Here is a 16,762-nt window from a genome sequence, read left to right as displayed (position 1 = left end):
TCGTTAGTCCATCGGTATATGCCGTTACTGTTCGCAACGGTAGTTTATGATTGGTTACCTGGCGCCAGTATTCCTCCTGTGCTTTTACCTGGCGACGTTGACTGTATTGTACCAGTGTTTCATGCCACTGCCGGTAAGAGCTGCCCTTGGGTGCTGTTAACAACGTAGTTTTACTACTGAGCAATTGTTCCAGGTCTTCCAGCAGGATACGCCAGGAAACCCCATCTACTGCAAGATGGTGTATGGTTACCAGGAGCCGGTTATCTTTTTCGGCAGCCGGCGTGAGGAACAATACCGCGCGGAACAATTCACCACGTTGCAAGTCATGGCTTTTATGATAATGATCAGCATACTGTACCAACTGGTTATCCAGCTGATTGGGTGCTACCTGCTGCAGGTCCACCGTTTCCAGGGTCCCCTGCACAGTGCCATATTCCTGTTGCCATCCGTCCCCGTTATGGGTGTAGGTGAAGCGCAGGGCATCATGGTAAGTAGTTAACTGTTCTATGATGGCAGATAATGTGGAAGCGGGAACTTCTTTGGATATATTTAAGAGCGTATGCTGATTATAATGCGATGTGTTGGTTCCAACTGTATCAAAATACCATTGCTGTACCGGCAGTAAACCACTGCTGCCACTCAATAATCCCTGCTCGCCGACGGTTGTCTGAACTTTTGCAGATAACAACAGTGGTGACAGGGCAGCAATTGTTTGATGGATGAACAGGTCACGCGGATGCAATTCGTAACCGGCACGTTTGGCACGACTTACGGCCTGTATGGTGATGATAGAATCGCCTCCCAGTTCAAAGAAACTATCGTGAATGCCTACACGTTCTACTCCCAGCAGTTCCTTCCAGATGTTTGCCAGCGCTTCTTCTGTTTCATTGCGCGGGGCCACATAGGTATTGGAAAGCAGTTCAGCGGCATCAGGATCCGGCAATGCCTTTTTATCCGTTTTCCCATTGGAGGTAAGCGGTAGCTTTTCCAATGGCACCAGCAATGCAGGCACCATATAGTCCGGTAGTTTGGAGCGCAGCCAGGCGGTAATGCCCTCCTTGTCAAATTCATCCTGCGGCACTACATAACCGATGAGCCGTTTCTTATCGCCCTCACCCTTTACCAGTACTACCGCCTGGCTTACCAGGCCGGATTCCTGTAGTGTGTTTTCTATTTCACCCAGCTCAATACGGAAACCGCGGATCTTCACCTGGTCATCTATGCGGCCCAGGTATTCGAGTGTACCATCCGGAAGCCATCTGCCGAGATCACCTGTACGATAAAGCCGGTCGTCCGCATGTTTGCTGAAAGGATCCTTGATGAAACGTGCAGCCGTCAGTTCAGGACGGTTTAAATAACCCCTGGCCAAACCATCTCCCCCTACATACATTTCACCGGCAATACCTACTGGTACCGGCTGCTGGTAAGGATCCAGCACATACAGACTCAGGGTAGGAATCGCCTTACCGATCACACTGCTGCTGCTTACCATACCCAGTGTCAGTTCCTGGTAAGTAACATGCACAGTGGTTTCAGTGATACCATACATGTTAATCAAACGGCTGTCAGTGTATTGCTGCAGCCAGGGCTTCACGCGTGCAGGATTCAGCGCTTCCCCACCGAAGATCACATACCGTACCGGAACTGTAGTGCTACGGGCAGTAAGATGATCCTGCAATACATAAAATGCGGAAGGCGTCTGGTTCAGTATTGTTACGCCCTGCGCCAGGATCAGCTCACCAAAGGCGGCGGTATCCTGTGCAATATGTTTGGGTACGATGACCACACGGCCACCGTAAAATAAAGCACCATACATTTCCCATACTGAGAAGTCGAAGCAGAACGAATGGAACATCGTCCAAACATCTGCAGCGTTAAAGTCATACAACGGAATATCTGTTTCAAACAGGCGTACTATATTCCTGTGTTCGATCATTACCCCTTTTGGCTTGCCGGTAGATCCGGAGGTATAAATCACATAGGCCAGTTGCTCCGGACGTACTGCGATATCAGGCGTTGTAGATGGATAACTGTTGATGATATCAGCATCACCATCCAGGCGGATGATATCCAGGGCAGTAGTGAAGCGGTTTGCACTGGCATTACTGGTTACAATGATAGTAGCCCGGGTATCTTCCAGCATGTAGTCAATACGTTCTGCCGGGTAGTCCGGGTCCATAGGCACATATACGCCACCTGCCTTCAGGATACCAATGATACCGGTAATCATTTCCAGCGACCTTTCTATACATATAGGCACAAGCGTTTCTGCCTGTACCCCTTTACTGACCAGGTAGTGTGCCAGTTGAGAAGAACGTTCGTCCAGCTCACGGTAAGTAAGGGAAGCATCTTCAAATACCAGGGCAACTGCATCCGGTGTTTGTACCACCTGCCTCGTGAACAGGTCTATGATATTTTTATCACGCGGGTAACCGGTGATGCTGCCGTTGAAATTCACCAGCAATTGTTGCTCTTCGGCGGCCGGCAGTATGCGCAGGGCGCCTATCTGTGCTGTTGGCGTATGTACTACCGACAGCAGCAACTGACGGAAATGACTGATCAACCTTTCTATGGTAGCTGCTTCGAACAGGTCTACGCAATATTCCAGGTCGGCAACAATGCCATCTGCATTTTCCTGCAGGATAAAAGTGAGGTCAAATTTGGCAGTAGTATTTTCTACCTGCTGTGGGATAACTGTTACATCACCCAGGCTCATATCTCCTGCATCAGGAGTATTCTGGTAGGCAAATACCACCTGGAACAACGGGCTTCTACTCATATCCCTTTCCCTGCCTACTACTTCCACTACTCTTTCAAATGGAATATCCTGGTTGTCGTAGGCGCCCAACATGGTTTGTTTCACCTGCTGCAGGAAGGTGGTAAACGGCGGGTTATTACTGAGGTCACTGCGCAGCGCCAATGTATTTACAAAGAAGCCTGCCAGCCCTTCCGTTTCCTGTTGTGTTCTACCTGCGATAGGTGTGCCGACGCAGATATCATCCTGTCCGCTGTAGCGGTACAGTAATACTTTAAGTGCGGTGAGCAGCGTCATAAACAGCGTAGTTCCCTGTTCCAGCGACAATGCCTGCAACGGTGCTATGAGTGCAGGTTCCAGCCTGAAGTACTTAGTAGCACCACGGATACTCTGGATATTCGGACGTGCAAAATCTGTTGGTATGTTGAGGGCAGTTACCCCGTCTAGTTTATTTTTCCAGTATTGCAGCTGCCGGGTAAATATTTCTCCGGACAGATGTCTACGCTGCCAGATAGCATAGTCTGCATATTGTACAGGCAATGYGCTGAGTTGTGGCTCACGGTTACCACTATACGCTGCATACAGTTCTTCCAGTTCCCGGACAATGATCCCTACTGTCCAGCCATCGGAAGCAATGTGGTGCATCACTACTACCAACAAATATTCACCGTCAGCCTGTGTGATAACGGTAGCGCGTATCATATAATCTGCCGAGAGATTGAATGGTGCGGCAATGAGTGATGTGATAGTGGTTTGCAGTGCGGCCGCATCTTCCCGGAGCAGTGGCTCATCCATGATCCGCAGTTGCCAGCCATCTGTCGGCATTATCTGCTGACAGGCGTTAGTAGCTGTTTGCAGGATCACGGTGCGGAGTGCCTCATGCCTGTTTACAATTGTGCGAAGTGCATCAGACAAAGCGGTTAAATTCAGGTTTCCTTTCAGGCGAAATACGGCAGGCAGGTGATAATGCGCACTGCCTTCCAGGCTGTCAATAAACCAGAGGCGCTCCTGTCCAAAAGACAAAGGTATTTCGCTGGTTCTTAGTCCTGTTTTTATCGGTGGCAATACCGGGCCGCTGGCCTTTTCGCGGATATACACTGCCAGCCGGGCAATAGTTGGATAAAGGAAGAAATCTTTCACGGTCAGTTCCACCTGCATATCCTTACGGATAGCAGATACCACCCGGGTAGCCAGCAGGGAGTGACCGCCGGATTCAAAGAAGTTATCGTGCACGCCTATACGATCGGCTCCCAGCAGCACCTGCCAGATGGCCGCCAGCTGCACCTCCAGGTCCGTTACCGGTGCCTGGTAATTGATCATACTCTTGCGATGCAGGTCTTCGCGGTGACTGAGGAACTTACGATCTATTTTACCGTTGGCCGTTAAAGGGAGATATTGAAGCGGTACAAATATAGATGGCACCATATATTCCGGCAGCCTTTTCAACAGGCTGCTGCGGATCTCCTGTTCCAGCTGTTCACATACATCGCCATACAAGGGGATGTTGGTGGTAGGTGCAAATGGTGCGTGATCTCCATCTGCATATACCCCGGTAACAAAAGCATCCTGTGGTACCTGCTCCAGCAGCAGGTTTATCTTAAATGGATTTTCATCGAGCTGGTAACGGAAATGGTATCCGTTGTCTTCAGCTACCTGCAACAGGTCATTGATAGCCACTGCCTGGCTATCAGGATGTTCAATATAACCGGCAAGGTCACGTACGGTGATCACAGCCGGCTCCTTCAGGCCACGTTCCAGCTGAATTTCCTTCCACAGGCGTGGGTTAGGCATATCCTTCAGCGCTATAACAGGAACGCGCGCACGCAGTTGTGCGATTACCGGCTGCAGATCTGTTAATGTATCCCATGATTGCCATGGTGGTGTAGCCACCGGCTTTTCAATACCTACATAGATCACTACGGTATAACGGTACAGCGTTAGTTCATTAATGTAACCACCCTGTTTGAGCTGGATATCCACATGTGTGATCTGCGGATAAATATCTTTCAGGTTATAAAAATATTCCGGCGAGAAACACAGTTCTTCTTCTTTCAGCATTTCCATATCCACTCCCCATGTAAACTCCCGCTTGCCGGCCCTCTCCTGGAACTTACCCAACGACAACCGGCTTTTCAGCGCTTTCAGCAAACGATGGTCCCTCACATCCCCTATCACGATACGTCCACCATTTTTCATAGAGCCGATACTGTTAGCCAGCACGCCACTCAGGTATTGTTCGCCCGGGAAATATTGTACCACGGAGTTGATCACCACAAGGTCCACCCATTCACCCTCGTCCAGTTTTACTTCATGCGCGGCAGCTACTTTCAGCACGGTTTCCGGGAACTCCCTTTCTCCCCTGCTGATCCTGCTGCGGATCTGTCCTACGGATACGCTGGAAAAATCTGCACCGGTATACTTGCTGATATGCGGCGCCAGCCGGTAATAGATCAACCCTGCACCACACCCTATCTCCAATACCTGTTTAGGTTTTTCAGATAAGATCACCCGCACTATGTCATCCAGCCACTTCTGCATATCTTCTTCCGGGATAGCCTTACCGGTGAAAGTATCATTCCATCCGGTGAGGTTAAACTCATCCGGTGATATGCCTTCTTCCTGTGTAGTATTATATTCTGCTTCCCACAGCTCATGCCAGTCCTCTGCCTGTTTCAGGTAAAGGGTTTGTTCTGTACGTCTCAACGCCTGCTGATCGGGTACATAGTAGCTGGCAAGACTCTTGGAATTACCATCTGTTTTCACCAGTACCACTGCCAGGTTTACCAGTTCGCTCTGCTGTAATACATTTTCTATTTCACCCAGTTCAATCCTGTAACCACGCACCTTTACCTGGTCGTCTATCCTGCCGAGGCATTCAATATTACCATCAGGCAGCCAGCGGCCAAGATCACCCGTGCGGTAGATGCGTGCAGTGGAATCTGCGCTGAAAGGATCTTTGATAAAACGCTCTGCTGTCAATGTAGGTTGTCCGAGATAACCGCGGCCTACGCCTATCCCTGATACACATATTTCGCCCACTACGCCTACCGGGCACAGTTGCAACGAATGATCCAGGATATAGATGTGCAGGTTCTGTACTGGTTTACCAAGCGGTACATTGATACGCGCCGGGGTTTCATTCATCAGGTAATGACAGATATCATCGGAAGCCTCCGTAGGGCCATAGGCGTTAACTACCGGAATACGACCAAATAACGGATGGCGGAACCATTGTGCCAGCACATGCTGATGGATCACCTCACCCGTTACCAGCAAGTATTGCAGGTGGCTGAGCGACACCCCTGTTTCTTCCTGTAATACAGTGAAAAGATAAGAAGGTACGAGCTCCAGTATGGTCACCTGATCCCTGTCTACCGCACGTATTAGGTTAGATGGATCAAGGATGAGATCTTCCCCGTAAATAACACAATGCCCACCATGTATTAATGCGGCGAACATCTGCCATACAGAAATATCGAAAGTATAGGACGCCGTATAGGCAAGCACGGTAGAAGCGTCCATTTTAAGGTCATTGATCTTTGCATACAAGTGATTAAGCATACCGCCATGTTCAATCATCACCCCTTTGGGCCTGCCGGTAGAACCGGAGGTATAAATGAGGTAGGCCAGGCTGGCTGGTGTAACAGCCACCTCCGGCGGTGTAATCGGCAGCGCTGCTGCCAGTACAGCGGTACCATTGGTTTCCAGCACCTCTACATGTTCGGGCAGTTGCAACCGTTCACGTGTATACGTACTCGTTACCAGCACCTTTGCACCACAGTCTTCCTGCATATAGGCAATCCTTTCTGCCGGGTAGGCCGGATCTACCGGTACATACGCACCACCAGCTTTCATCACCGCTAAAATGGCCACCAGCATCTCCGGCGACCGCTCTATGCAAACAGGCACCAGCGCTTCATCACGGATACCTTTGCTATAAAAGTAGTGCGCCAGCTGGTTGGATCGCTCATCGAGTTCCCGATAAGAAACACGGATATTCCCAAACAAAATGGCTGTCGCATCCGGTGTACGCAATGACTGCTCGTGGAACAGGCTGAGCAATGTTTTATCCTTTGGATAATCAACGGCGTTATCATTGAAGGTCACCAGCAACTGCTGTTCTTCCTCCCTGCTTAACATAGAGAAAGCACTCAGGGGTTTTGCTGGGGCCTGCAGGATAGACCACAACAGGTGTTCATAATGCGCGATCATCCGCACAATAGTATCTTCTGTAAACAGGTCCACACAATATTCTACATACCCGTTCAGTCCATTTTCATCTTCTTCAAAACAAAAGCTAAGATCAAACAGGGTAGTGATATGTTCTACCGGAAGCTGGGAGAGATGCAGGTCAGCAAGGCTGAGGTCCGGCGCCTGCGGTGTGTTGAACAGTTCAAACATCACCTGGAAAATGGAGGTACGGCTCATATCCCTGTCCTTCTCTACCACTTCCACTACTTTTTCAAACGGAACTTCCTGGTGCTCATAGGCATCCAGCGTGGTTTGCTTTACCTGCTGGAGCAGCGATATAAAGGAAGGCGCACTACCCAGATCACTGCGCAGCGCAAGTGTATTTACAAAGAAGCCGATGAGACCTTCTGTTTCCTCCCGTGTTCTCCCTGCAATGGAAGTGCCCACGCAGATATCTTCCTGTCTGCTGTAACGGTATAGTAATACTTTAAAGGCAGAGAGCAGCGCCATGAACAATGTTGTTTGCTGCTGATCTGCCAGTACCTGCCATTGGTCGCGCAGCTGGCGGCTCAGGCGGAATGTCTTCTTGGCGCCACGGATACTTTGTATTGCCGGACGCATAAAGTCGGTAGGCAGGTTCAATGATTCCAGCCCCGATAATTTCTCTTCCCAGTAAGACAGGTGGCGGTTCAATACTGCACCTGCAATGTAGGTGCGCTGCCAGATGGCGTAGTCTGCATATTGGATAGGCAATGGCGGCATGGCCGCAATGCGTGCTTCTATATCACTGGTGTAGAGGTCTGATATTTCCCTGATCAGGATAGGTAAGGTCCAGGCATCTCCTACAATATGGTGGATCGTGAACACAATGATATGTTCATTGTCTGCCAGCCGGATCAGTTGGGCACGGATCATATGATCCTTCGCCAGGTCAAAGGGTTTGAACACCAGCGAGGTAATAAATGCTTCGAGTGCAGCAGGATCTGTTTTAAGTGTATCGTCATCCACCACGGTCAGTTTCCAACCATCCTTTTCCTGCACTACCTGGTAAGGATGTTCCTGCTCCTGCAGGATCACAGAGCGCAGTACTTCATGGCGATTGATAACTGCCTGCAGACAACGTTCCAGCAACGGGATATCAGGAACACCTGTAAGTTTGAATACACCTGGCATGTGGTATTGCACACTGCCTTCCAGCTGATCAATGAACCACAAACGTTCCTGGCTATACGATAAAGGTATACGTGCCGGTCTTTCCAGCGCTTCTACCGCCGGCAGCAGTTCCCCGCGCTGCTGTTCACGCAGGTGTAACGCCAGTTCCGCAATCGTCGGGTATTGGAACACGGACTTCAGTACAATTTCTACCTGCAACTTTTTACGCAGGCCGGAAATCATACGCATCCCCAGCAGAGAATGCCCTCCCAAACGGAAGAAATTATCGTATATGCCTACCCGTGGTATGTCCAGCAACTCCTGCCACATACCGGCCAGCACCAACTCTGTTTCATTGCGTGGTGCCACATATTCGGTAGTGGAGAGTGCAGACGTGTCGGGATCTGGCAAGGCTCGCCGGTCTATTTTGCCATTGGCTGCCAGCGGAATATTCGGGATAGTGATCAGCAATGCCGGCACCATATATTCCGGAAGGATATCTTTCAGATAAACGAGCGCACCCGCCTCATTGAAAGCTGCATCGGGTACAATATATCCGATGAGCACCTTATTGCCATTATCGTCTGCTTTCACGGCTACTACAGCCTGGTTTACACCGGCATACTGCTGCAGTGCACTTTCTATTTCACCCAACTCTATACGGTAACCACGGATCTTCACCTGTTCGTCTATACGTCCCAGGTATTCTATGTTACCATCAGGAAGCCATCGGCCAAGATCACCGGTCTTGTAAAGACGGCCACCGGCAGGGAATGGATTGTTGATAAATTTCTCTGCTGTAAGTGCTGCACGGTTAAGGTATCCCCTGGCGACCCCGATACCGGAAACACAGATCTCTCCAGGCACGCCCACCGGGCATAGCTGCATCTGCTGGTCTACTACATACAACTGCAGGTTCTGCACCGGCGAACCCAGAGGCACACTATTACGTGCCGGTGTTTCATGCATGATGTAATGACAGATATCATCAGATGCTTCCGTGGGACCGTAAGCATTTACAACAGGAATATTAGTGTAACGTTTAAACCATTGTGCCAGCAGGTGCCTGCTGACAGTTTCCCCTGTTACCAGCAGGAACTCCAGTGAAGTCAGCACCACCGGTACATTTTCCTGTAATACCACTCCCAGATAGGAAGGCACCAGTTCAAGGATAGTAACCCCGCTCCTGTCTACGTCTGTCATCAGCGCCGCCGGGTTTAAAATCAGCGTATCAGTATAGATGATGGTAGTACCGCCGCATAACAGTGCCGCAAACATTTGCCATACAGAAATATCAAAGGTAAACGCAGCTGTATAGGCAATCACGGACGTATCGGTGATACGTAAGTCATTAATTTTAGCATAGAGATGATTGAGCATACCAGCATGTTCTATCATTACTCCCTTTGGCTGGCCGGTGGAACCGGAAGTGTAGATCACGTAGGCAAGATCCCCCGGAGCTATCTCATGCTGTATTGCTGCTACAGACTGCCGGGCAATGATACTGCTATCACCATCCAGTGAGATGATATCCATACCAGGCAATCTTCCTGTCTTTTGCAGACATGCATCACTGGTTACAAATATTTGGGCACTGGTATCCTGCAGCATGTAGGTGATCCTTTCTGCCGGGTAGGTCGGGTCTATCGGCACGTATGCACCGCCGGCCTTCATAATACCCAATACGGCAATCACCATCGCAGGAGAACGCTCTATACACAAGGGAACCAGCGTATCCCTGGTAACACCTTTGCTACGCAGCCAGGCAGCCAGCTGGTTGGAACGTTGATCCAGTTCGCGATAAGTGATACGTGTATTTTCAAATACCAATGCAGTGGCATCCGGTGTTTTTATCGCATGACCGCTGAACAACGCTACCAGGTTGCTGGTATGCGGATAGGCGACCACCTTATTATTAAATGCTGAAAGTAATTGTTGTTCTTCTTCGGCGGGTAACATACGCAGGGACGTGATCCTGGAAGCGGGCGCCTGTGTGATCAGCCGGAGCAGCTGTTCGTAATGGCTGATCATCCTGGTGATGGTAACATCGTTGAAGAGGTCTGTACAATATTCCACATAACCATCCAGACCTTCTTCATCTTCCCGGAAGCAGAAACTGATATCAAACAGGGTGGTCTGATGCGGTGGATTTTGTCTTTCCACGGCCACATCAACAAAGCTCAGGCATGGCTGTGTAGCCGTATTGAATAGTTCAAACATTGCCTGGAATACGGGTGTACGGCTGATATCTCTTTCTTTTTCCACTGCTTCCACCACTTTTTCAAACGGCACTTCCTGGTGATCATAAGCATCCAGCGTGGTTTGCTTCACCTGTTGCAGAAAGGTGGTGAAAGCCGGATCACTGCCCAGATTACTGCGCAATACCAGGGTATTGATAAACAGGCCTATGAGGCCTTCTACATCTTCTCTTGTTCTGCCGGCGATGGAAGTACCTACACTGATATCTTCCTGTCCGGTATAACGGTATAATAATACTTTAAAGGCTGCCACCAGTGTCATGAACAACGTAGCTTCCTGTTGTGCTGATAGTTGACGTAACTGGCCGGTGAGCGCTTTATTAATACGGAAAAGCTGTTTTGTACCACGTGTACTCTGGAAAGCGGGGCGTGCAAAATCCACAGGAAGGTTTAACTGCATGGCGCCGGAAAGCCTGTTCTTCCAATAGTCCAACTCCTGTGTAAGCAGCGGACCTGCCAGGTATTCACGCTGCCAGTGGGCATAATCGCGGTATTGCATGGGCAGTGGCGCAAGGTGTGGCCGGCGGCCTTCTGTAAAGGCGGTATATCCTTCTATCATTTCATTGAAGAGGATATTAACGGACCAGCCATCCATGGCAATATGATGCATGATCAACACCAATGCCTGTTCTGTAGCAGACAGCCGTATCACGTGCGCCCGCAGTAGGTGTTCTGAAGACAGGTCAAAAGGCCGGTGAATTAATCCGGAGATGCGTGTTTCCAAGGCAGCGGTATCTCTCAACAAGGAATAATCTTCTATGATATCGAGCTGCCAGCTGTCTTTCTTCAGCAAACGCGGAGATGCCTTTCCATCTACCTCTTCTATCACGGTCCGGATCACTTCATGTCTGTTTACGATATGCTGCAGGGTAGCAGAAAGAGCAGCAGTATCCAGCGCGCCCTTCAACCGGTAAACGGCGCGTTCATTGTACTGCACACTGCCTTCCAGCTGGTCTATGAGCCAGAGGCGTTCCTGGCTGAAGGATAAAGTGAGAGGCGTATTGCTATATACGGGCAGCTTTTCTGCCAGCGTATCTGTTGCCATTATTTCTCTGACGGCATTTGCAGTATGGCCATTGGCTGGTATCCGGTACACCGGATCCTTTGGCGGCACAGGATGTAAAGGTTCCTGTTTTTGCGGCAATGGTGTTTCCGGTAATATACCTCCCCTGCCATTCCTGTAATGTTGTGATAACCACTGGAACTGTTGCGCCATAATATCGAACTGGCGCTGCATGATGAGAAAAGGATCCAGCTCATCAGCACCGGCAGCCCCACCTGTTGCATCGGTGAGTTCCTGCAGAGGCATTTTTCCTATAGCAATATCATGTATGGATACAGGCATTACCGGTGGCAGGCTGACTGCATGAGCGCCAATATATTCAGCTACATGTGACAGGGTGGATAGTTTACCAAACAATTCCTTGATGGCGAGCTTAAGGCCATAATGCTTTTCTATGGTGCGTAACATACCGCTTAATACCAGGGAGTCTGCCCCTAGCATCAACAGATTAGTATGCACGTCTATCTCCGCAGGTTGCATCTTCAACGCCTTTGCCAACGCTCCGCTTAGGAATGCCAATATCTCCGCGTGACCACCGGCTGCACGTGACACCGGGGCAGGCTTGCTCTCAGGAGATGCAGCAGTTGCCAATGGCAGCGAGGCACCTGCACCTACCCAGTAATGCGAACGCTGGAACGGATAAAACGGTAATGCCACACGTGTATAATCATGATGTCCGTAAAATGCTTCCCATTTTACAGGTACTCCCTTTACATGCAACGCCATGAGGCTTTGCAGGGTAACTGTCCAGGAGCTGTGTTCACGACGCATAGACGGCAGCAGGTCATGTGCATCATATGCTTCGGTGAGGTGTACCATCGACAGGAGATGCGACTGTGGTCCCAGCTCCATTATAATGCTCCCCTCCATAGCGCGGATCGTTTCCAGGGTGGCGGAAAACTGTACCGGCATTACGATGTGGTTACACCAGTAATCGGCATGAGTAATCTCATCTGTGATCACCTGGCCGGTAACGTTGGAAACCAGGTGTAGTAAGGGTTTATGATAGGTGATGTTTGCAGCGGTTTTTCTGAAGACAGGCAATACCGGTTGCATCAGTGGTGAGTGGGAAGCATGTGAGATGTGCAGCTCTCTGCCCTCGATGCCATCCTGCTCCAATGCGCGGAGTGCTGCCCTTACTGCCTCTTTTCGGCCTGAGATAACAGTCAGTAGTGGTCCGTTGATGGCTGCAATAGAAAGCTCATTGCCGTATGGCCGGATAGCTTCCGCGACCACGGCTGGTGTGCTGAATACAGTGGCCATGGCGCCTGGTTCCTCCACCGCCTGCATGAGACGGGATCTTTCTGTTACCAGTGTTAGACCATCCTCCAGGCTGAATACACCGGCCACACAGGCCGCAGCATATTCACCTACACTATGTCCGGCTACAATATTCGGTATGATACCCCACGATTTCCACATAGCAGCCAATGCACAGGAAACGGCAAATAATGCCGGCTGGAAATAGGTCATTTCCAGCAATATCCTGTTACCCTCTTCCTGGTCAATCTTGTATAACAGGTGGGTCAGACTAAAGCCCCATTTGCTTTCCAGGAAAACATCGCAATGATCGATCACGCTGCGGAATACCGGATTATGTTCATATAATTCCCTGCCCATGCCCCAGTACTGGGAGCCGCCTCCTGTAAACAACCATACGATCCTCCCAGGTTCCGGCCGGCTATTACCCTGCACCAGCCCTTCACTTTCGCCTTCATTTACGAAGGCTTCCAACAAGGGCAGCGCTTCCTCAGGAGTTCTTACGGCAAAGGCTATACGATGTTGTAACGCATCACGTGAAATAGCAGTGCTATACGCTATATCCGGCAGCAACGTCTTTGTTTCATGGAACAGCTGAATATATTGTATGGCCGCCGCCTTCAGCGCAGGCAAAGTTTTGGCTGATAACAATACCGGGAAGGATGGCAGCAACGCTGTTGTATCCCGGGCTACCGGAACAAACGATGGCTGTTCTTCCAGAATCATGTGTACATTGGTACCACTCAGACCGAATGAACTGACAGCAGCATACCTGCTGGCACCTGTCGTATTCCAGGGAGTAAGATTGTTCACTACCTGTACGGGGATGTCCTGCCAGGGGATGAGATGATTGGGCGTATTAAAGTGCAGACTCGCAGGGATCTGTTTATGTTGCAGACAGAGTACTGCTTTTATGAGGCCGGCGATGCCCGCAGCTGCTTCGAGGTGGCCAATGTTGGTTTTGACCGCGCCGATCATCAGCGGTTGCGAGGTTTCCCTGCCATTTCCATACACTGCATGCAGTGCCTGTACCTCCACCGGGTCACCCAACGGTGTACCCGTTCCATGTGTTTCCACGTATTGTACGGAGGCCGGCGCAATACCTGCCTGGTGCAGCGCCTTGCTTATTAGCTGTTGCTGTGCCAGTCCGTTGGGGGCCGTAAGCCCATTGCTCAGGCCATCATGATTTACTGCAGATCCACTGATAACAGCCAGAATATTATCGTTGTCTGTGATGGCATCCGCCATTCTTTTCAGTACAATGATACCTGCTCCTTCTCCTCTCACATAGCCGTTCGCGTTATCATCAAATGTTTTGCAAAGACCGTCAGGTGATAATGCCTTGATCCGGCATAACTTAACCGTGGTATCAGGAGAGAGCATGAGGTTTACGCCACCTGCCAGTGCCATAGAACACTCTCCCTGCAGCAGGCTCGCGCAGGCCTGGTGTACACCCAGCAATGAAGAAGAGCAGGCGGTATCCATTTGCAGCACGGGGCCGTGAAAATCCAGCAGGTAGGCAATCCTCCCTGCAGCGATGCTCCGCTCCACTCCCAGGCCCGTAAGCGCATCTTCAAAGTAAGTGTTGTCCAGCTGCTTATTGATAATATACTGGTAATCATCTGAACCCATCCCAATAAAGACACCTGTATTGCTGCCTCTTAATCCGGATGGCTGCATGCCTGAATGTTCCAAAGCTTCCCAGCATACTTCCAGCAGCAAACGCTGCTGCGGATCCATTCCACATGCTTCTTTCCGTGAGATGCCGAAGAATAGCGGATCAAATGCCCCCGGCTGATCAATAAAACCACCGTGACGGGTATACATTTTTCCTGGTGCATCTTCGTCCCTGTCATAATAGGCATTGGCATCCCAGCGATCTTCCGGTACAATGCTGATAGCATTGCCACCAGTTGCCAGCAGCTTCCAAAACGCTTCCGGATTATTTGCCCCGCCCGGGAACCGGCATCCCATCCCCACAATAGCTATGCGGTTATCTACGGGTTTGCTGCCCTGTTGCGGACCACTGTAAATAGTGGTGTAAGGCTGTGGTGTTACACCTTCACTGCCCGAAAAATGGGCCACCAATGCTTCAATGGTAGGGAAGTTAAAAACAACCGTATTATCTACCGGTACAGCGAGAAATGTTTCGAGATCTTTTGCCAGCGAAACGGCCAGCATGGAAGTAAGTCCATATTCCCGGAAAGTACTGCCGGTAGCCAGTTCTTCAGACGTAAGCCGCAGGCGGCGTTGTAACCATTGCTGCAGCCATACACGGATGTCTGCTGCTACCTGCGCGTTTGCGGGAACTGTTGTTTCTTTCGCCGGTGAGGCAGGCAATAACTCAGCTGTTGGCTCCACTACTACCGATCCCTCTACGGCTGCCATTTCTGCAATAACATCTTCGTATAGCCCTTTGCGATAGTCTTCCACAAAAAGGTAACGTTTTATTTTTCCACTGGTAGTTTTAGGTATCTTTCGTACAGGTAGTACATGTTTTACTTCCAGGCCGAGACTGGAAGCAACAAAACGTTTGATCATTTTTGCCTGCGGCAGGAACTTCTCAATGGAAGACTTGTGCAGCACAAACATCACAATAAATTCAGATCCATTCTCTTCATCCGGAATTCCACAGGCTACGACCTTACCGGTTTCAATACCATCCAGGATTTCAACCGACTGTTCAATATCATGCGGGTAAATGTTCATACCATTTACGATAATGATATCCTTTACCCTACCTGTTACATACAAACAGTTATCCAGCATAAAGCCGGTATCCCCGGTATTGAGCCAGCCATCCTTTTTGATGACGGCACTCGTAGCAGCTTCATTATTGTAATACCTGCCTGTTACACTTTTACCACGGATCCAGATCACGCCTACAAATCCTTCCTGCAGGGCTGTTCCCTTTTCATTGGTGATCCTGATCTCCATACCATCCACGGCTGTACCTACATTCACTATCTCCACAACGCCTTTAGTCTGTCGTGGCTGTATTACTCCCTTTGCCGTAACACAACGCCCGATAGTCAGATAATTCCTGGGGATACCTACTGATTGCACCCTGGGAGAGAAACGGGGAAAGGTGATTTCCAATGTAGCCTCCGCCATGCCATACACCGGATGCAGGGCATCAGGATGCAGTTTATATGGTGCCAGCGTTGCCAGGAATTCCCGGCACAGGTCTGCAGATATAGGCTCTGCTCCATTAAAGATTATACGCACAAGCGAGAGATCAAAATCCTTCACCTTATCTGGTGTAAACTGGTTGAGGTAATACCGGTAGCCAAAATTAGGAGAACAGGTGATGGTGATACGATGATCTGAAACCTTTTGCCACCACAACAGCGGATGCCTGATAAACAGGTCTGTTGGCATGATGAAATGGTTCACGCCAGCACCCAACGGATACAGGTGAAAACCAATTAAGCCCATATCATGGGTAAGCGGCATCCAGCTCAGGTGGCTGTCTTTATTAGTAACACCATGTGCCGAGAGTGCCGAAAAAATATTATCTGTGAGATTACTGTGTTTAAGTACCACCCCTTTGGGTTCTCCGGTGGAGCCGGAAGAGAATTGCAGAAAAGCAATGGTATCGGGAGTGGCGGGGAACAATATGCCTTCACCTGCTGCCTGTTGCAGCTCCTCTGTAAAAAACACTTTGCTGAAACGTTCACTGTTTTCCTTACCTGCCGGGTCAGCGGTCAGTTTATCAAAATGATTGCGGGCAATAAACAAATAAGGATTGTTCAGATACTCCCTGATCTTAAAAAGCTTCTGCGCATTTTCTCCCTGAAAATTAACCGCAACAGGCACAGGTATAATGCCTCCCAAAATACAAGCCCAGAAAATACCGAGAAAGGTTTTATTGTCTTCTACCTGTAATACAAGCTCATCTCCGGGTTGCACGCCTTTCTCCTGCAGGTATGATAACCAGCATATGGCAGTAGTATAGAGTTCATGATAAGAGAGGAATTCCTCCCGGCTTCCGGAAGTAATAAAAGTAACACCTTTATCTTTTATATCCATTAGCCTTACCAATAGTTCCGTTACTGTTTCGGGGATACGTTTCGTGCTCAT

The 16,762-nt window shown here is 49.7% G+C and carries 1 protein-coding gene (cut by a window edge); it reads right to left on the bottom strand.

Annotated features, from left to right (window positions below; translation table 11 throughout):
* Positions 1–16,762 carry the 5' portion of a non-ribosomal peptide synthase/polyketide synthase gene (locus tag AC1DP6_RS21635; protein ID WP_477056675.1) on the bottom strand. It extends 11,660 nt beyond the left edge of the window, so only the first 16,762 of its 28,422 coding nucleotides appear in the window; it begins with the start codon at positions 16,760–16,762; its stop codon lies beyond the left edge, outside the window.

The sequence above is a fragment of the Chitinophaga sp. 01L420 genome (assembly GCF_056399985.1).
The sequence above is the reverse complement of the archived record's forward strand: the minus strand, read 5'-3'. Positions and strand labels throughout refer to the sequence as shown.